17 protein-coding genes are annotated in these 19,892 nt (G+C 45.0%); 5 read left to right on the forward strand and 12 right to left on the reverse strand.

Annotation, left to right across the window (positions count from 1 at the left end):
* Positions 1-114: 114 nt before the first annotated feature.
* The 7 genes from MHI21_RS21675 to MHI21_RS21705 form a co-directional block, all read right to left on the reverse strand.
* Positions 115-441, reverse strand: coding sequence for a thioredoxin family protein (locus MHI21_RS21675; RefSeq protein WP_025721930.1), 327 nt, complete (start codon positions 439-441; stop codon positions 115-117).
* Positions 442-650: 209 nt separating this feature from the next.
* The gene (locus MHI21_RS21680) at positions 651-1,562 is read right to left on the reverse strand and encodes an aldo/keto reductase (RefSeq protein ID WP_342418891.1); all 912 of its coding nucleotides are present in this window, start codon (positions 1,560-1,562) and stop codon (positions 651-653) included.
* A 157-nt stretch (positions 1,563-1,719) separates the two neighbouring features.
* Entirely contained in the window at positions 1,720-2,463 is a 744-nt protein-coding gene (locus tag MHI21_RS21685; RefSeq protein WP_342418892.1) for an alpha/beta hydrolase-fold protein, read from the reverse strand.
* 33 nt (positions 2,464-2,496) lie between these two features.
* Entirely contained in the window at positions 2,497-3,477 is a 981-nt protein-coding gene (locus MHI21_RS21690; protein ID WP_342418893.1) for a siderophore ABC transporter substrate-binding protein, read from the reverse strand.
* A gap of 12 nt (positions 3,478-3,489) precedes the next feature.
* Positions 3,490-4,248 (reverse strand): ABC transporter ATP-binding protein, encoded by a 759-nt coding sequence (locus MHI21_RS21695; protein ID WP_028541804.1) that lies wholly within the window; start codon positions 4,246-4,248, stop codon positions 3,490-3,492.
* Positions 4,242-5,192, reverse strand: coding sequence for an iron chelate uptake ABC transporter family permease subunit (locus MHI21_RS21700; protein ID WP_316244224.1), 951 nt, complete (start codon positions 5,190-5,192; stop codon positions 4,242-4,244). Before MHI21_RS21700 ends, MHI21_RS21695 begins: the two co-directional genes overlap by 7 nt.
* Positions 5,182-6,135 (reverse strand): ABC transporter permease, encoded by a 954-nt coding sequence (locus tag MHI21_RS21705; protein WP_025721924.1) that lies wholly within the window; start codon positions 6,133-6,135, stop codon positions 5,182-5,184. The genes MHI21_RS21700 and MHI21_RS21705 overlap by 11 nt, the downstream gene beginning before the upstream one ends.
* A 327-nt stretch (positions 6,136-6,462) precedes the next feature.
* Here MHI21_RS21705 and MHI21_RS21710 point away from each other — a divergent pair, with 327 nt between their 5' ends.
* The 4 genes from MHI21_RS21710 (at position 6,463) to MHI21_RS21725 (ending at position 11,376) form a co-directional block, all read left to right on the forward strand.
* A complete protein-coding gene (locus tag MHI21_RS21710) occupies positions 6,463-7,140 on the forward strand; it encodes a response regulator transcription factor (protein WP_342420235.1) in 678 nt (225 codons plus the stop codon).
* Positions 7,137-8,054 carry a HAMP domain-containing sensor histidine kinase gene (locus MHI21_RS21715; RefSeq protein ID WP_342420236.1) on the forward strand — a complete coding sequence of 306 codons (918 nt, stop codon included), beginning with the start codon at positions 7,137-7,139 and terminating at the stop codon, positions 8,052-8,054. Before MHI21_RS21710 ends, MHI21_RS21715 begins: the two co-directional genes overlap by 4 nt.
* Positions 8,055-8,161: 107 nt before the next feature.
* Complete coding sequence (locus tag MHI21_RS21720) at positions 8,162-8,839, forward strand: ABC transporter ATP-binding protein (RefSeq protein ID WP_342418894.1); 678 nt, start codon at positions 8,162-8,164, stop codon at positions 8,837-8,839.
* Positions 8,836-11,376 (forward strand): FtsX-like permease family protein, encoded by a 2,541-nt coding sequence (locus tag MHI21_RS21725; RefSeq protein WP_341163083.1) that lies wholly within the window; start codon positions 8,836-8,838, stop codon positions 11,374-11,376. The genes MHI21_RS21720 and MHI21_RS21725 overlap by 4 nt, the downstream gene beginning before the upstream one ends.
* Positions 11,377-11,487: 111 nt before the next feature.
* On the opposite strand, the gene MHI21_RS21730 is transcribed toward MHI21_RS21725, so the two are convergent.
* Positions 11,488-12,018, reverse strand: a complete 531-nt coding sequence (locus MHI21_RS21730; protein ID WP_342418895.1) for a GNAT family protein — start codon at positions 12,016-12,018, stop codon at positions 11,488-11,490.
* Positions 12,019-12,268: 250 nt separating this feature from the next.
* Between MHI21_RS21730 and MHI21_RS21735 the strand changes: the two genes are divergently transcribed.
* Positions 12,269-13,240 (forward strand): ring-cleaving dioxygenase, encoded by a 972-nt coding sequence (locus tag MHI21_RS21735; protein WP_342418896.1) that lies wholly within the window; start codon positions 12,269-12,271, stop codon positions 13,238-13,240.
* An 88-nt stretch (positions 13,241-13,328) separates the two neighbouring features.
* Here MHI21_RS21735 and MHI21_RS21740 read toward each other — a convergent pair whose 3' ends face one another.
* The 4 genes from MHI21_RS21740 to MHI21_RS21755 all read right to left on the reverse strand — a co-directional run bounded on the left by MHI21_RS21740 (position 13,329) and on the right by MHI21_RS21755 (position 19,833).
* A complete protein-coding gene (locus tag MHI21_RS21740; RefSeq protein ID WP_342418897.1) occupies positions 13,329-15,026 on the reverse strand; it encodes a M3 family oligoendopeptidase in 1,698 nt (565 codons plus the stop codon).
* Between the two features lie 237 nt (positions 15,027-15,263).
* Positions 15,264-16,073, reverse strand: coding sequence for a bifunctional hydroxymethylpyrimidine kinase/phosphomethylpyrimidine kinase (gene thiD, locus MHI21_RS21745; RefSeq protein ID WP_341163079.1), 810 nt, complete (start codon positions 16,071-16,073; stop codon positions 15,264-15,266).
* 197 nt (positions 16,074-16,270) lie between these two features.
* Positions 16,271-17,677: a DNA-binding protein gene (locus tag MHI21_RS21750; RefSeq protein WP_341163078.1), complete on the reverse strand. Its 1,407-nt coding sequence runs from the start codon at positions 17,675-17,677 to the stop codon at positions 16,271-16,273.
* Between the two features lie 245 nt (positions 17,678-17,922).
* Positions 17,923-19,833, reverse strand: a complete 1,911-nt coding sequence (locus MHI21_RS21755) for a bifunctional 2',3'-cyclic-nucleotide 2'-phosphodiesterase/3'-nucleotidase (protein ID WP_342418898.1) — start codon at positions 19,831-19,833, stop codon at positions 17,923-17,925.
* Between the last annotated feature and the right edge of the window lie 59 nt (positions 19,834-19,892).

Here is a 19,892-nt window from a genome sequence, read left to right on the forward strand (position 1 = left end):
ACCAATAACTAAAAAGGGATATCCATAGGGTCTGAATGATCAGCCTTGGATATCCCTTTTACTATTTTGCAGAAAGGATAGATCGTACTGAACTATCCCTATCATGCGTTCTGATTATTGTTTGGATTCCAGCGTAGTCAAATATTCCGAGATTTGAGCTGGCGTTTTAGCGTATTTGCTGTGCAAATGAGCAATTTTTTCGCCATTACGGAACACGAGCAGACTCGGAATGCCGCGCACTTGATTTTCGTCGGCAATCGGCTGAAATTTCTCTGCATCAAGCGCAAAGAAACGCTTATCCGCGTTTTCCTCAATAATACCGTCCATAAATTTATCCAGTGTCTTGCAATCCGGACACCAGGTTGTATCAAATTTCACGACGGTCAGACCGTCACCGTTAATTAAATCCTGATATTGCTGCTGAGATTCGATGCGTTCCATTCGTTGGTCCCTCCTAGAGTGTATTTATAACGTCTCCATATTCACATATGAATAATAAACCGAAGCTTATTCTTATATTGTAATGATTCTTTTATAAATTGCAACTGGGATAGGTACATGTTCAAGCGTGTACTTGGTTATAGACTGAAATGTAGCGTTTATAGCTAGGAGCAACAGATGAACACGCTTTTGTACCATCATTGCCCTTATCAGCGGTAATGCGCATCATAACGATTGGCTCGGCTGATTTGCTGTAGCGTCTGCCGCTCTTGCCTGGTTAGCGGTGCAATATCCGCAGCAGAAATATTATGCTCCAATTGTCCCAAAGAGCTTGCACCCGGGATCACAGCAGCGACAGTCGGATGTGAAAGACTATAACGAATCGCTGTCTGCCCCATACTACGGTCGGACCCTGCAAATGCCTTTAATTGCTTACGCACATCCAACAGCTCTGCTTCATTGTAGTCCAGATATCCCTTGGCTATCTTCCCTTCCCCTTCGTCAGCCAATACACCACTGGCCACAGGCCCACGTGCAATCACGCTAATTCCCCGCTCCTGAAGCAAAGACAGTACCTCCTCCTCTGCACGCCGATCCAGTAAACTATACTGATTCATAACACTAACGATATTCGAACGTTCGATATATTCACGGATGACATGAGGGCGAATCGAGGAAATACCATAGTAACGGATGACGCCCTCCCGCTGCAATTGCTCAAAAGCCTCAATGGTTTCGTCCATCGGATCGTCAATCGTCCCTCCGTGCAACTGATACAGGTCGATGTAGTCCGTTCCAAGGCGGCGTAGGCTCTCTTTAACAGCAGACAGAATATATTTCTTGGATGGGTCCCATCCCCAGCCCTCCTGCCCCGGTAGACGCCGATTGCCGACCTTGGTCGCCAGGATGACCTCCTGCCGCCGTCCACGGATCGCTGCACCCACGATTTCTTCATTGCGTCCGTGCTGGTACAAATCTGCCGTATCCAACAGGTTTACGCCCCTGTCTAGCGCTTCATGAATCAAGTAAACACCTTGCTGCTCCTCCGTACCGACCGACATACATCCCAAACCAATTTCACCTACCAGCAAATCCGATGATCCCAGGCGGTTTTTTTTCATTTATGCTCCCCTCACTTCCAACAACGTATAACTTTAAATTTTTAATATTCCTCTATTATACGAAAAAAATATACAAAAAAAACAACCCCAAAGACATAGAGACTCCACGCTCTCCAATCCTTTGAGGTTGTTGTATGAGATTCGTATTCCATTCATGCTATCCGAACAGCCATTGGACGGCCTTAGGAAATTGACGCTGAAAACAATCCACACGATGCACTGCATCCTGATCCAACTCAAGAAGCACATCTTTTGCATCCAGTCCCTGTGTCCGCAGCATCTCGTGTGCCTGGAGGGTCAGCGGAACCATATCTTTTTGTACATTCGTTTTCCCTTCACCTTCACGGGTCCCAACAGATATATAAAAGCGATGTATCCCATCCCTCACAGTTGCACAAGATGCAGATCGCATATAATCAATCATACCCGGATACCAATACGAGCCTGAGATGGAACCGACGCGTCCGAATACGTCCTTATACTTGAAGGCGGCATACATGGAAATTAATCCGCCCAATGAGGCGCCGATGATGCCCGTATGCTCCGATCCAGTGCGCACTGGATATCTTGCCTCGACGTACGGCATTACTCTTGTAACCACAAACGCCAGATAGGCATTTCCGACACCGCCAAAAGCAGGTCTTCCTTCTACTAAAGCAGCTGCCTTCCAAGGCGTATAATCATCCAGTCGATTTACGGGCTGAATACCTACCAGCACCACACGGGGCAGTTCTCCCGTAGAAAAACCTCTTTCCAGCTCATCCAACCCGCTTAGAAATAAAGAGCTGCCATCCTGCACATACAGCACAGGATACAGCTCATTATGATTCATGGAGACGGGAGGTGTATAGACGTGCACAAGGTACCCATCTAATGGAATTTCATCTATATGACCTTTCATCCTACACAGTCCTCCATGATGTGAATGTATTCATTACAGTGCAGCATCCATTTCCTTGATCATTTCAGATACGGATTCCAGACCATTACCTGACAGGTACCAGTAGTTAGGATCAAGGTATACAATATGACCGTTTTTAAATGCATTGGTTTTCTTCACCAGTTCATTTTCCATGGTTTGTTTGCCTGTAACCTGTTCCTTGCCTTCTTCGACCACCACAGCCCCACGGTCAACGACAAAAATATAATCCGGATTTTTTTGCTGTACATATTCAAAAGAAACCTTTTGTCCATGCGTGGATACTTTAATGCCAGGATCTACAGGGGTTACGCCAAAAGCATCATGAATGATACCGAAGCGGGATTGTGAGCCATATGCGCTCAGGCTTCCTTCATTCGTCAGCACGATCAGTCCTTTAGCTTTGCTCGCTACAGCCTTGTCATGTACGGCCTTGATGGAGCTATCAATCGCAGCCAGTTCCTGCTTGGCAGCATCTTCTTTGTCGAAGATTTGACCCAGTGTTTCAACGTTTTTCTTAAAGGAATTGATATAATCCTTGGTGTCTACAGCCATCGAAATGGTCGGTGCAATTTTACTCAACTCTTTATATGCATCAGCTTGTCTGCCGCCGATGATGATGAGTTCAGGAGACAGATCACTGATTTTCTCGTAATCCGGTTCAAACAACGTGCCCGCGCTTGCATATTTGGAATCTTTATATTTGCTCAAATACGTAGGAAGATCCTGCTGCGCTACTGCCGCAACGTCAACACCCAGCTTATCCAGCGTATCCAATGAACCAAAATCAAAGACAACGACATTTTTTGGATTAACTTTGACTTGGACCGGGTTTTCATCCAGTGCGTGTTTGACCGAGATAGTTTTGGATTCCGTTGTTGCAGCAGAGGAGCCGTTTCCAGTCGCTTCCGGTGTTGCCGGAGCTGCTGTGCCACAGGCCGACACAATCAGTACCAATGCAAGCATTAGCGTTAAAAACATCATATTTTTCTTCATTTAACATTCCCCCTAAGTGAAATAAACGCAAATTTTATGGTCACCGATCTGTTGAATCGGAATATCCATATCGTACAAATCCTTTAATACCTGACTATCAATCATCTCGTCAGCCGTTCCTTGTTTTAGCAACCTGCCATCCTTCATCCCTACAATATAGTCTGAATAGCAGGAGGCAAAATTAATGTCATGCAACACGACCAGAATCGTTTTGCCGAGATCATCCACCAAACCGCGCAACGTCTTCATAATCTGAACCGAATGCTTCATATCCAGATTGTTCAGCGGCTCATCCAGCAGGATGTATTCTGTGTCCTGAGCCAAAATCATGGCAATAAAAGCCCGCTGTCGCTGTCCCCCACTAAGCAAATCAATATGCTTATCTTTCATATCCTCCAGTCCCATGTAAGCCATAGACTGCTCCACCATTTTGCGATCCTCGCTGTTCAATCTACCCTTGGAATACGGAAAACGGCCGAAGCTAACCAGCTCCTTCACGGTTAAGCGGATATTGACATCGTTCGTCTGTTTTAAAATAGATATCTTCCGGGCTAGCTCCTCACTTTTCGTCAGGCTCACGGCCTGCCCGTCAATGAGGATTTCTCCCTCATCACTGTCAGTCAGGCGACTAATCATCGACAACAAAGTGCTTTTTCCAGCGCCGTTAGGTCCAATAAAGGAGGTAATCGTACCTTTAGGTACAGTGACGGATACCTGATCCACCACATTTTTATTCCCGTAGCGTTTGGATACGTTTCTGACTTCTACCATGATTTATTCTCCCGCAGCAAAAGGTACAGGAAGTACACCCCCCCGATAAAGTTAATAATGACGCTGACCGTTGTCGATAAGTCGAATACTCTTTCTGCCAGCAGTTGGCATCCTGCCAACGCAATGACGCTGACACAGATAGAGGCCGGAATAATATAACGATGCTGATAGGTTTTCATCACCTGATAAGCCACATTGGCCACAATTAATCCGAGAAACGTAATCGGCCCGACCAGTGCCGTGGATATGGAGATAAGAATCGCTACGATAATTAGCAACCTTTTGATAATAAAACCATAAGGGAGACCTAAATTAATCGCATGCTCTCGTCCGAGCGACAGCACGTCCAGATACTTGATGAATCTCCACGCATAAGCGAATACGAGCACAAGAATGAATACAGAAAGCCACAATAGCTCGGTATTTACGTTACTGAAGCTAGCAAAGCTCTTGTCCTGGATTTTCGCAAATTCGTTCGGATCAATCAGTACCTCCATAAAGGTAGATAAACTGTTAAACAGCGTGCCGAACACCAGACCAATCAGCAAAAGTACATAAATCCCGCGTCCATCTTTGCGGAAAATTAATTTGTATAGCAGTCCTGCGAACAGCACCATCAGCCCCACCGATATCAAAAAGTTCAATTCTTTGCTGGTCGAAATGAAAGGGACGGAACCAAATGCAAAAATAATCGTCGTCTGAATCAGCATATACAGTGAATCCAGTCCGATAATACCGGGAGTCAAAATCTTATTATTCGTAACCGTCTGGAAAATAACGGTTGCAAAAGCAATGGAGCCACCTGTCAGAATGAAGGCTGCGATCTTTTTCAATCGTCGTGGCAGCGCGTAATGCCAGGTATGCGGAAGATCTATAAACACGAAAGCAGCAATCAACACAAGCGCGGCAGCGGCTAATATTCCGATTTTTAATTTAGGATTCATAAGCCCTTCTCCTCAACAGCAAATACAAGAACAACGCGCTCCCGATCACGCCAACCGTAAGCCCTACAGAAATTTCATACGGATAAATGATCACCCGTCCCAAAATATCGCAAAACAGCACAAAGACGGCGCCCAGGATTGCTGTATGGGCCAGGCTTTTTTTCAGATTATCCCCCATATACATGCTGACCAGATTGGGTACAACCAGCCCCAAAAAGGGAATCGTCCCGACCGTTAAGATGACAACAGAGGAAACCAAAGCCACGATCACCAACCCAACATTGACGGTGCGCTTATAATGAACTCCCAAATTCGCCGCAAAATCCTCGCCCATGCCTGCAATTGTGAAACGATTCGCATATATGTACGCCAGCGCAACCAAAGGAACACTAAGATATAGCATCTCATAGCGACCACTCATGATTAGAGAAAAATCCCCCTGCATCCACGAAGAAATGCCCTGGATCAGATTGTATTTGTAAGCAAAAAAGGTCGTTACCGAATTTAAAATACCTCCAAACATCAAGCCGACAAGCGGGATAAATACCGGGTCCTTGAAACGAATTTTATCCAGTATTTTCATAAAAATCAGCGTTCCCCCTAAAGCAAATCCAAAAGCCGTCAGCATCTTCGTCCAAAATCCCGCCGCTCCAAACACCATAATAGCCATCAGCACACCTAGTCGTGCCGCATCCATCGTCCCTGCGGTGGTGGGCGATACAAATCGGTTTCGGGTAAGCTGCTGCATGATCAATCCACAGATACTCATACTCGCCCCTGCGATAATGATACTGATCAATCGTGGGAATCTGCTAATCAGGAGTACCTGCGCCTGATCGTTGGTTAAGTGGAACACATCAAGTGGAGTTACATCATGAACACCAATAAAAACCGAGGCGAAGGCCAGTACCAGAAAAGCCAGTATTAAATAACGTAATTTCATCTCTAACTAAGGGAGCCTGTCCAATAACCTCTACCAAGCTTCGGCCCTGTCCTCCCCTCCAATAATGATAATCATTATCAAAAATCAACTAGGATAAATTATATCAGTCAACTCGTATCTGTCAATGTGAGGAGGTTTTAAAGTAGGACAAAAAAAGCTGCTGAGAACTTTCTCGACATCCCGCCTAGGCAATCCAAGGAGCAAATAAGAGTAAAATCCGGTAAACTGGAAATGGAGAGTTTGGGAGCCTCTTTTTTATGTTTATGATGAGTAGTTCTGGAAATCGAGTTCAATGACTTTGGTTAGTAAAAAAATAGGAGGAGAATGATGAATCACATATTAATCATCGAGGACGATATCGCCTTGAGTAACGGTATTGTTCTTGCTCTTAAAGAACCTAACAACGTATTTACGCAAACGCATGACATAGCTACTGCAAAAGAACATTTGAATGTTACTGCCTTTGACCTAGTGATTCTTGATATTAATTTACCAGATGGAAACGGGCTTGATCTTTTAACAGATATACGAAAAAAAACAACTATACCCGTCATCGTTCTGACTGCGAATGATATGGAAACAGATGTCGTCACTGGTTTTGAGCTGGGTGCTGACGACTATATCACCAAACCCTTCAGTCTTATGGTACTGAGAGCAAGAGTTGGCGTTCAGCTAAAGAAATCCAGATACTCGCTTGCAGACTCCATTCAGCTAGACAATTTTTCTTTTTCATTCGAGAGAATGGAATTTATTAAGAATGGTACACCTATTGAACTAAGTAAAACGGAGCAAAAATTGTTGCGCATCCTAATCAACAATCGAGGAAATACCGTTTCGCGTGATCATTTGATAGACAGCATCTGGACTGACGGGGCTGAATATGTAGGTGAAAATGCCTTGTCAGTTACGATAAAAAGGCTACGTGACAAGCTCGAGGATCATCCTTCTTCCCCACAATATATTAAAACGGTTTATGGGCTGGGCTACACATGGGCGTTGAAATGACAACACTCCTCTATATATGTACAGGAATTGCCGTTGTTGCTGTATGCACCGCTGTGGGTGCTATTATGCTTTATCGCAGGAGCATCCATAAAACAATGAAAACCATTGAAAACATGCTGGATGCCGCGATAAATGGCAGCTTCTCAGAGGATGTCTTTGATGAATCCGTTCTCTCTGCAATAGAAGCTAAATTTGCGAAATTTCTTTCCATTTGTTCCGTGTCCTCCAAAAATCTGCTTGCTGAAAAGAATAAAATAAATGAGCTGATTTCCGATATTTCACACCAAACGAAAACACCATTGGCCAACATCCTGCTTTATTCCCAACTACTTAGCGAATACGAACTATCACAGGATACCTCCACTTGTGTGAAAGCTCTATCTGCACAGGCCGAAAAGCTTAACTTTCTGATCCAGGCATTGTTGAAAACATCGCGGCTTGAAACGGGGATTATCACGGTAGCGCCAAGGCGAGAATCTGTTCAAAAGCTCCTTGATGCTGCACTGGAGCAAATGATGCCAAAAGCTGACGCCAAAGGGATTTCAGTTGTTATGGAGGACACAGTTACCCATGCTTATTTTGACCTAAAGTGGACGAGTGAAGCTGTCTATAACATTATGGATAACGCCATAAAATATACAGAGACAGGCGGAAGCATGAATATAAAAGTAATGGCATACGATTTGTTTTGCCGAATTGATATTACCGATAGCGGCATAGGCATTGCAGAAGAAGAACAAGGTAAAATCTTTACCCGCTTCTATCGCTCTCCCACTGTTAACTCGCAGGAGGGTGTAGGTATTGGACTGTTTTTAGCTAGAGAAATCATCGCTGCAGAGGGGGGTTACATCAAGGTACAATCACGCTACGGCCGTGGTTCTACCTTCTCTATTTTTCTTTCTATGGATACTTAATTCTTTCAATACCGTTAGATTTCAGAAAGATTGTAGAAAGATCAGTGTGTTAATGTCTGTACTGTAGATGACTACGATCCAGACATTTTTTGTAGAGGAGAACGTATATGGGCCTATTGAAAACTCAGGCATTAAGGAAGCATTACGGGAACGGAGATACTGCTGTTCATGCCTTAGATGGTGTGAATCTGGAGGTGGAAAGCGGCGAATTTGTCGCTATTGTCGGTACTTCGGGGAGCGGCAAATCTACCCTTCTGCATATGTTGGGTGGACTTGATCGTCCGACAAGTGGAACCGTTACGATTGATGGTAAGGATATTTCTTCACTGAAAGACGAAGAATTGACTATTTTTCGCAGACGAAAGATTGGCTTCGTGTTTCAAAATTACAACCTGGTACCTGTCTTGAATGTCTACGAAAATATTGTGCTTCCTATTGAACTGGACGGTAAAGAACCGGACAAAGCCCACGTAGATAAAATTGTACATACCTTGGGCCTTCACCACAAAATGAATAATCTGCCAAACAATCTTTCCGGTGGACAACAGCAACGTGTAGCTATTGCCAGAGCACTGGCAGCCAAGCCCGCCATTATCTTGGCAGATGAACCCACTGGAAACCTGGACAGTAAAACCAGTCTGGATGTGATGGGATTGATCAAAGTTTCCAGCCAGCAGTTCCGCCAAACGATAGTGATGATTACTCATAATGAAGAAATCGCGCAGATGGCAGACCGTATCATCCGCATTGAGGACGGTAAAATAGTTGGCGGTGAAGGCGAATGATCAAGGTAAAGAACAAAAAAGTAATCCGCAAGCTGGCAGATAAGAGCTTCAAAGTAAACAAAGCCCGTAACCTCATTGCTATTGTTGCTATAGCACTAACCTCATTGCTATTTACAACACTGTTCACTATGGGGATTGGCGCTGGGGAAAGCTTACAACGGGCGACCATGCGCCAGGCCGGTGGAGATGGGCATGCCGTACTTAAATATATAACGGATGACGAATTTAATCATGTCAAGAATCATCCGTTGATCAAGGAAATAGCTTATAACCGTATATTAAGCGACGAAGTTAAAAACGATAAATTTCTAAAACGCCACACAGAGTTCTGGTATTACGATGATGTAGGGATGAAGCTTGGTTTTATTGAGCTTAAAGAGGGGCACAAGCCTGCGGCGGAAAATGAAGTGATCGCAGACTCCAAGACGTTGCAGCTATTGGGTGTTCCACTGGAGGTTGGAGCACCTTTGAGGCTAAAGCTTGACATACGAGGTAAAGAAGTACAGCGTGATTTTATCCTCTCCGGCTGGTGGAAAAGCGATCCTGTGTTTAACACAGGACAAATATTCGCCTCCAGATCCTATGTCGATGCTCATGCAAAGGAATTACAAAGCACCTATAAAAAAGATCATTTCTATACAGGAACCATTAGTGCATATATGATGTTCGACAATAGCCTTGATTCGCGAGGAAAGCTCAATAAAGTGATTACCGAAAGCGGATATTCGCTTGACGAAGATGCACCGAACTATATCGCGAGTAATGTAAATTGGGCATACATCTCAACCAATTTTAGTCTAGATACAGAGACCATCATAGCGTTAACTTCTGCCCTGTTACTGATCATGTTTACCGGTTATTTGATCATATATAATATATTCCAAATATCAGTGATGCGAGATATTCGTTTTTATGGTCTTTTAAAGACGATCGGCACAAGCGGCAAGCAGATCCGCCGGATCATTCGCAGACAGGCGTTAGTTCTTTCAGTGATAGGAATCCCGTTTGGATTAATAGCAGGTTTTTTTGTCGGTAAAGCACTTATACCACTTCTTATGAACAACACTACCTTTGCTGGTACCGAGATATCGGTATCTCCCAACCCATGGATTTTTATAGGATCGGCTTTGTTCGCGCTCATTACCGTAATGATCAGCACTTTCAAGCCAGGCAGGATTGCGGCAGCTGTTTCGCCGGTTGAGGCAGTAAGATACACAGACGGAAATACCAAGGGCAGCCGTAAGCTGAAAAAATCCACCGAAGGCGCTAAAATGATCCACATGGCTCGCTCCAACTTGGGGCGCAATACAAAGCGTACCGTGTTGGTAGTCATCAGTCTTTCGTTAAGCCTTGTACTTCTTAACACGGCGTTCACCCTGTCTCAGAGCATTGATATGGATAAGTTTGTATCCAAATTCAATGACACTGACTTTCTCATTGCTCATGCTGAATATTTTCATCGTCCCTATTTTAGCGGCCCTAAAAATGAGACCTCCGAGAGTTTTATTCAGGCTGTACAGACACAGCCCGGCTTTGAAGAGGGCGGTCGCTTGTACGGCGGCAGATTAGTGCTTACTGTCGAGAATGGAAAAGACACCCATGAGGACGATGAGACTGATTCTCGCGGCAACTTCATTGCGGCAGTATATGGGCTGGAAGATTTACCACTGCACCGGTTGCGATTACTAGACGGTGAGCTCGACTTTGAGAAGCTGGCTTCCGGTAAGTATATATTGGAAGGGGTAGATTTAGATGACCATGACATCCCCCAGATGGAAGAAGCTCTTTATAAGGTGGGTGAAAAGGTCACGCTTCACAGTTATATGGGAGCAGCAGAAGCTCCGCTGGATAGAGAGTATACTACGCATGCATTCACAGTGCTTGGTCATGTTGCAATTAAATATAGTACCAATTCTGATCGCTTTTCAAGTAAGTATAACTTCTATCTTCCGGCGAATATTTACAAGCCGCTTGCGGAGCAGCCTGCTGTGATGAGCTACGCCTTTAATGTATCCCCTGATCAGGAAGATGCCATGGAGAGCTTTTTAAAAAGTTACACCGAAACTACAGAGCCGGTAATGAACTACACATCCAAATTCACTTCAATGAATGAGTTTTCCGGTATGCAAAACACCATCATGATGATCGGAGGCACGCTCAGTCTGATTATCGGCATGATTGGTATCCTCAACTTTGTAAACGCAATTCTGACAAGTATATTGACCCGACGTCAGGAGTTTGCCATGCTGCAAAGTATCGGCATGACCAAAAAGCAATTGCGGGGTATGCTGATCTATGAAGGGCTATATTATGTTCTCGGCACCGCCCTATCCTCCATTTTATTAGGGATCATATTCTCTATTTCAATTGTGAAACCCCTAAGCAGTATGATGTGGTTTTTAAGCTATCACTTTATAATCTGGCCACTTCTAGCCTTATTGCCTGTACTATTATTGCTTGGGATACTTATTCCAGTAGCAGTCTATTCTATGAACAACAAACAAAGTATTGTGGAGCGACTTCGAGAATCAGAGTAGATGCACCTAAAAATAAGAAATTAAAATACCCATAAGCGTCAAAAAAGATGACTTCTAATCCATTCAGAGGTCATCTTTTTATGCTTAGAAAGGCTTTTAGTTGCAGAACAACTATAACCTCCACTCTTCCCGTAAAAGCCCCATTCGGATCGAATCATAATACTCTCCATTATAATATCTGCACTTTCGAAGCCTGGCTTCGAGGGTCATGCCCAGCTTCTCCCCAACCTTCATCATCCGATGGTTTCCTGACCAGGTTGTAAAGCCCACTCTTACTAGAGGTAATGTATTAAACAAATGCGTGATCCACAGTCGAAGCACCCTCGTACCGTACCCACCGCTCCAATACCGCGAATCAAAGATACCTATCCCCATTTCAAGCCATTGTGAAGGCTGATGCTCCCAATAGTAGCTCACCGATCCAATGATCTTGCCTTCCACTTCAATGATCCAAAAGTCATCTTGTCCGATTCGTTTTTCCTTCTCTTTTAAATAATCATCAAAAGAAAGTGGCTTATGTTCATAGTAAGGTGCATCCCACTGCTTCCATTCCGGTGCTTCTTCCTTAAAAGTTAACGTCCAAAGAGCCGGCAGGTCTTCTTCTGTAACAGGCCTAATCGTTAAATCCTTATCCGTATACATTTAGTGCACTCCTTTTATAATAAAATTTGTTCTATCTATATTGGGCTATATCGGGCTTTATTGTATCTGCTTTTGCATTATTTCGAATTTCTATTTTTGTCCGTCTTTGTAGCTAGTGTATAATTCAAGTTGACAAACAATCAAAAAACATATATCTTAATATCAAGATAATAAATATAAAGAAAAGTTTTTCGACTGTTTATTTTGTTTAGAAAAACCTAATCATATAAAAACCAAGGAGGATAATGACATGAAACTATTAGGATTGCATCACGTTTCGGCGATTACAGCGGCAGCGGCTAAAAATGTTGATTTTTATACTCAGATAATGGGACTTCGGCTGATCAAGAAAACGGTGAACCAAGATGATGTTAGTGTGTATCACCTTTTTTACGGAGATGAGCGTGGAACTGCGGGTACAGAAGTCACTTTCTTTGAAATTCCACATGCGGGACAAACTCGTACAGGAAATAACAGCATTTCAGCACTCTCCTTACGGGTACCGAACGACAAGGCACTGGATTACTGGAAAAACCGCTTTGAGCAGCTGGATGTAAAACATGGTGAAATTACGGATCAAGCGGGACGCCTGGCACTTTCGTTCGAGGATTTTGAAGGACAACGCTTCTTCCTCGTTTCAGATGAGCATGATCACGGAATGCGCGGCGGCACGCCTTGGGAGAAAAGCCCTGTCCCTGCCGAATACGGCATTGTAGGGCTGGGGCCGGTTCATCTGACTATTCCCAAAGCGGAGAATACCATTCTTATTCTTGAACAGGTTATGGGCTTCCGCAAAAAGGGCTCCTATCCTTCTCCTGTTGCTGGACAACCGGATGTGCTTATCTATGAAACGGGTGAAGGCGGTACAGGAACCGAAGTTCATCTGGAAGAGCGCAACGATCTGCCACAAGAGCGACCAGGACGCGGCAGTGTGCATCACGTAGCCTTCCGTGTTGAAACTGAGGAAGAGCTCAAACAGTGGGTAGACCGTATTGGGCAGCTGCAAATTTCCAACTCAGGCTTTGTAGATCGCTTTTACTTCCGTTCATTGTATTTCCGTGAGCCGAACGGCATTCTGTTTGAATTGGCCACCGATGGGCCCGGCTTTGATACGGATGAAGAACTGGAGTTTCTGGGTGAATCGCTGGCGTTACCGCCATTTTTGGAATCGCGCCGCGCATCTATTGAAGCCAATCTCAAACCGCTTAACACCAAACATTAATTGAAGTTTCATTTACACAAAAGGGCATTCCGCTATCTGCAAGCTTTTCAGCTTTGACAGGTAAGCGAAATGCCCTTTTTAGTTATGCTTACAGCTTTTTATCATCCACACTGTTCAGCCATGCTTCGATTTCTCCGATTACAGAGGCGATACAGCCATCTTGGAAGGGCGAGATCAGTCCAGCCAGCTCAACCAATCCGGTAAAGGATCGACTTCCCCCAGCACGACACAGCTTCAAATAATCTTCCCACGCCGCTGTCCGGTCGATACTCATGCGTTTCCAGAATTGGAACGCGCACAGTTGCGCGAGTGTATAGTCAATGTAGTAGAACGGAGATTGGAAAATATGCCCCTGTTTGTGCCAGAATCCGCCCTGCTCCAGATACTCGTTGCCTTCATAATCCAGATGCGGTTTATACTTACGTTCAATGGAGCGCCATGCGCTTTTACGTTCGGCTGGGGTCCAGTCCGGATGTTCGTATACGGCATGCTGGAATTCGTCCACGGCTACACCGTAAGGCACAAACAGCAATGATGAAGATAGATGTTCAAAGTGATATTTGTCCGTATCTTCTTCGAAGAACAGATTCATCCAAGGCCATGCGAAAAACTCCATGCTCATAGAGTGGATCTCAGCCGCCTCCATCGTTGGCCAATGGTACTCAGGAATTTCAAAATGTCGGCTTTCATAGACCTGGAAGGCATGACCTGCTTCATGCGTCAATACGTCGATATCACCGGATGTACCATTGAAATTGGAGAAAATAAACGGTGTGCCATATTCGCTCAAAAATGTACAATAGCCTCCGCTTTGCTTGCCCTTTTTGCTGATCAAATCCATCAATCCACGTTCGATCATAAAGCTGAAAAATTCATGTGTTTCCGCTGAAAGTTCCTCATACATACGTGCTCCATTACGAATGATCCACTCCGGGTCACCTTTAGGCGTAGGATTGCCTGACAGGAAGTTGAAGCCCTCGTCATAATAGCGAAGCTGATCTACTCCGATCCGTTCGCGCTGGCGCTCCTTCAACTTGGTTGCCAGAGGAACGATATGCTTCAGCACCTGCTCGCGGAAATTGGCTACCATTTCGGCATTATAATCTGTACGTCCCAATCGGGCATAGCCCAATTCTACGAAGTTGTCATAGCCCAACTTGTGTGCCATGCGCGTGCGCACCTTCACCAGTTCATCATAAATCCGGTCCAGCTCGTCCTCATGCTCACTCATAAATTGATATTTAGCCTCGGAGGCCTGTTTGCGCGTCTCCCGGTTGGTAGCCATTTCAAAAGGCAGGAGCTGCGACAATGTGCGTTCTTCTCCCTCGAACGGGATCTTCGCTGAAGCAATCAATTGAGCATATTCCGAGGTCAGCTTATTTTCCTGCTGCAAATCCTCAATAATATCCGGATGGAACGACTTGAGTGCTACCTCGGCAATACTGAAAAGCTGGCTGCCCCATTGACTCTCCAACTCGGTTCGGAATGGAGAATCCACCAATGCCCGGTAGTAATCGGTTACATACTCCTGAATAACCGGCATGAAATCATCAGCATACTCTTGCTCCGCTTTGTAAAAGGCATCCTCCGTATTAATGGAGTGCCGAACTTCCACCAATTGCAATTGTGTTTCCACATTACTGCGCAGCTTGTTAATTGCATGAATCACTTCATTTTGACGTTCTACGCTGTCTGCTTCACGAAACTGCTGCAACAGCGTTTTAAACCACTGTTCAATTTCAGGTTGCTCTGGTCGACTGTAAGCCATTTGGCTGAATAATGTCATTGCTTCGGTTCCTCCTTAAATGTAATAAATCTGATGCTTATTATACAGTACGATTAGACCAAACTGGAAGCTGCAATTCCAAAAAAATACAACCTCAAAAGCCGCAATACTATGTATTGCGGCTTTTGAGCCACATCTAACTCTATATATTAAAAAAGTCATGGTCTAAAACAATCTAATATATATTCAGCCTGATGGAGATTTATAAGTCTTTCTAAGATCGCATACCTTCATGCTTTATTGATTTTGCAAACGATGTGCCGCATGCAGGGTCGGACCGACGAATTCATTCAGCTTGAAGCTACCTTCAATGGCCTGTGTAATAAATCTCTTGGCCTGATCCACTGCTTCACGTATAGTCAGCCCTTGAGCCAAACCAGCCGTTACCGCTGCCGAAGTAGTGCAGCCTGCACCGTGGGTAAAGTTTGTTTTTACAACATCGGCTTCAAACCAGTCAAAAGTGATTCCGTCATATAGCAGATCCATCGCTTTACCTGCGCGAATTTTGCCACGGTCCTTGATCAGTACATGCTTAGCTCCACGCTCATGGATAATCGCAGCCGCTTCCTGCATCTGCTCCAGTGTCGTGATTGGTCCATTCTTCGCCAGTTGCGAAGCCTCGAACAAGTTCGGTGTTACCAGGTCAGCGCCAGGAATCAACAATTCCAGCATCGCCTCTGTATTTTCCGGCTGAAGCACTTCGTCCGTGCCTTTGCAGACCATAACCGGGTCAATTACGATCCGCTTCAGATCATGCTTTTTCAAATGGCTGGCTACCAGCTCGATAATTTCAACGGAACCAAGCATACCGGTTTTCATCGCATCAAAACCGATACCTTCCAATACAGTACGCAGCTGCGCTTCTACCACATCCAACGCAACAGGATATACAAGATGATCCCAGGTTTTAGGACCCATCGCTACTACGGTTGTCAATACGGTCATGCCATATACGCCAAGCTCCTGAAAGGTTTTCAGGTCTGCCTGAATACCCGCTCCACCGCTTGTGTCGGAGCCGGCTATCGTTAATGTTTTGGGAATCGTCATTTGTACATGCTCTCCTTCACTTTCTGTGCTGCATTTATCCTAATCCCGCTTGCAAAACTTGTCAACGCGCAAAACGGTCCTCTCTATGCTAAAAGTCACAAGCGACAGCAGCAGCTAAAAAACGAGAACATCCCCTTTTGAAACGGGAACATCCTCGCAATAACGTGTTATATGAAGAATTCGAATGAAATTTGGAATTATAAATATCCACCGGTACTGTGATCATAGGCATGATTCTTTTCATTTGCACGTACGCCCAGGCACAGACTCTGATACAACTGCTGCTGTTCCGGTGTAGCAAAATTCCGATGCTGCTCAAATAAAGCCATACAACCAATGATATGTTCGGTATAGCTATTATCGACAGACAGTTGCAAGCAATGCAGTATTTGTCCCACTCCCTCGGGGTAATCGCCTTTTCGGAAATAATACTCCGCATACACCTTACAAAAGGATGCAAAGCGAAATGCATTAAAGTGCTTGCGATAATGAGTGTCCCATCGTTCCGGTGCAAGCTCCCAGAAGCTCTTGAGTTGCTGACTAAACAGTCCCAGTTCGGCATCCACGAAATAACCGAATCGGTTCGCCGATTCGAGCAAGGTGTTCAAGCCTTCCAGTATCTCATCCGGATGCTCACGCAGGTAAGTAATATATTCATAGATTGCAGAAGTGTTGCCCATTTTAATTTCAATACAAAGTCGGTTGCCCTGTGCATATACACGATGCAGGTTGACCACTTTCCAGCCTTCTTCGTCTAAACCCTCAAACCAGCTCAAATCTGCATAACCCTCAATCCATTGCTTGGATTCCTCATATCTGCCCTGAAACTCATAGCAGCTGGCCTTGAGCAGATGCCCCTGAGCATAGTAATAAACGAGCGGCTTAAGCAGCTCCAGGTGCTCATCTCCAAAACGGTTCCGATTGCGATACAATGCCTGCGCCAGCTCTCTTAGCTCGTCCGCATACATTTCCATCTCGGACCATTGCATTTTTAAAGCAAACACTTGAGATAGCATATGTAAGCCTTCCAGTGCGTAAATTTCCGGTAGACGACTACGGTACAAATGGAATTGTACAGCAGCCTTCAAGTTCCGTTGGTTATCCTTGATCTGAATCTGGAATATACGGAAATAGCTGATCGCCAACCGTTCAGAGTGGGTATACTTCTCACTCTCGATGACACAATCATACAGAAGCATGGCGGCTTCATGTCTGCCATCCTCAAACATCGCTTCTGCGGTCTCAAAAATAGCAGGAACGTTCGATAAATCGTCCATCAAATAGCCAAGTACACTGCGTATACACTCCAGCTTGTTCAACTCTGAGCAACGTAGGAGAAACGGACGCAACCTCCTCCAGTGTGGTAAGGAATGAATAAAACATTCATCCACATACATCTCGAACAAAGATCCTTCTTCCAATCCCATGGCCTCGGTAATCAGATCAAGCTGATTGACTGAGATAGGCCGTGGTGGGTTCCGATTAAGTATACCGCTAAGTGTACCCGGATTTACCTTGGAAGCATCTGCAAAACATTGCATTGAAATGCCTTCACTTTGAATATACTTTTCTATTTCTGCGCGGATCGTGGTGTTTTTTTCCAAAGGGACACCCCCTCAAACGAATGATGGTGACTTTTTCATTACCTTTTAAACCAAAATTTGTTTAATCAAAGTATATGTCTATTTATACGAGAGGTCAATAACTTTAAACACGACTCAGGACATATAAAATCACGAATTTTGTACGATTTTAAAACTGTTTTATGAAAAAAGACCGTCCTCTGCGGGACAGTCTATTTCTATTATTTTGATGCTTGGACTTATAGGACAAAAACTAGTTAGCAGTTCTACCGTGAACGTCCGAAATCGATGGCAAACTTAGCGTATCCCTCTACCGTTAACCCTTCATAAAGCAACTCCGAACAGGCATTAGCGGCATCCGTTGCTTGCGGCGAGGTCAGAAACGTCACATGCGGACGCCCCGACCATGGGGCGAGGGACCAATGGCCGTCAGCTTTTGGCGTCAACGTCTTCATATGCCGCACGTATTCGGTCAGCACATGACGGTTCTCATCCGGTGAAGCAAGTATAATTCGCTCTCCACCCGGATTGACCAGCGCAGAGGAAAACGCGCGATAGTTATTCGTAACAACCAGATAATTTCGCTGCATATCCATCGGTTCGCCATCAAAAGACATCTGAATGATTCTGTGTGCATCTGGGTCCTTTAGGCCCCCGTCAGCATCATATTTGGCTGGCTGTGTTACATCAATCTGATACCTGATGCCGTCGATGATATCAAAATTAAAGCTTGGAAAATCAGAATTAATCAGCTCTTGCTCTTGTTCTGCTGAAGGATCAATTTGCCGGAATTGTCCAGCAGACCACTCTAGCCATTCCCGAATTTCCGTTCCGGTCAGTTGAACGACATGCAGCGTATTAGGAAAATTGTACAGATCGGCGATATGCTTGATCGCCAACGTCCCCGCCGGAATATGGGTATAGTACGACGGGCCATATCTGCCGCCTGTTTTAAAAGGAGCTGCTGCCGACAGAACGGGCAATCCTTCGTACTCGCTCCCTTGCATCTGCTGCTTCACATACCACATTTGCGCATCATTCACGAGCTGAACCGAAGCATCATCCATCACCTGAGCAAAAAAGCTGTTCACCGCCATCGTCGTCTGACCTACAGGTGCACGAATATACTCTAATGTTCCGGCGTGCTCTTCTGCTACCGCCAGCTGAATGGCAGTATCCGGTTGTACCAGCGCCTCCTTGCGTATCGGATCATACACCGGGCGTACCTCGGCAGCAGATGCAGCCACTTGCCACTTCCCTCCACTAAAGGTCAGCTCCAGATCAATGATCCCCAGATGATCCCCCCAAAAGCCCGGCTCCACTGCTGGAATATCGTGGATGGTACCTCGCTCTATATCAACACCTGTTTTCCCCATAAACGAAGGTCCGGGAAATACTTTATGTGCATGACCAAACACAATGGCATCGATCCCTTCCACCCTGCTCAGATGCAGCACCGCATTTTCCATATCAAGCGTTTCGGGAATATCCTCAAAGCCTGCATGGGGCATGGCAATGATCAGATCGGCTCCCGCCGCCTTCATTTGTGGAATAAACCATCTTGCCGTTTCCAGCATATCTTTGACAATGATTTTCCCCTCCAGCCACGCCTTGTCCCATTGCATAATTTGCGGAGGAACAAAGCCGATGATCCCTACCTTCAACAGATGCTTACCGCCTGCTTCATCCTCTACCGTCTTATCCAGCAATAGATAAGGTGTAAAGTAATTTCGTTCTTGTTCTCCTGCTATATAAATGTTGGCATTCACATAAGGAAATTGCGCTCCTCGAAGGCAAGTCTGCAAGTATTCCAGTCCATAGTTAAATTCATGATTCCCGATATTGCCAGCCTCATATCCAAGCAGATTCATGGCTTTATAGGCGGGATGCACCGCGCTTGGGTCCTGTTGGATTCGCTGTACAGCATAATCTCCCATTGGATTCCCCTGAATCACATCTCCGTTATCCAGCAGCATATGGTTGGGTACCTCCGCCCGGGCTGTTTGAATGAGACTGGCCGTTTGCGCCAGACCGTAATGCAGCGTTTCCTGATCCGTATAATAATCGTAATTCCACAAACTGACATGCAAATCGGTTGTAACCATAATGCGGAATTTCACTCTCACAAGGCTTACATTGTCTTGGTCTGCCTTTTCGTTAACATCAAAAATATCCACTCTTGTTCTCTCCCTCAGCTTCGGTCATAGAGCTTGAACAAGTCTAACAGAGCACTGTT

It is taken from the genome of Paenibacillus sp. FSL H8-0168, assembly GCF_038592955.1.
Classification (GTDB): Bacteria; Bacillota; Bacilli; order Paenibacillales; family Paenibacillaceae; genus Paenibacillus; species Paenibacillus polymyxa_B.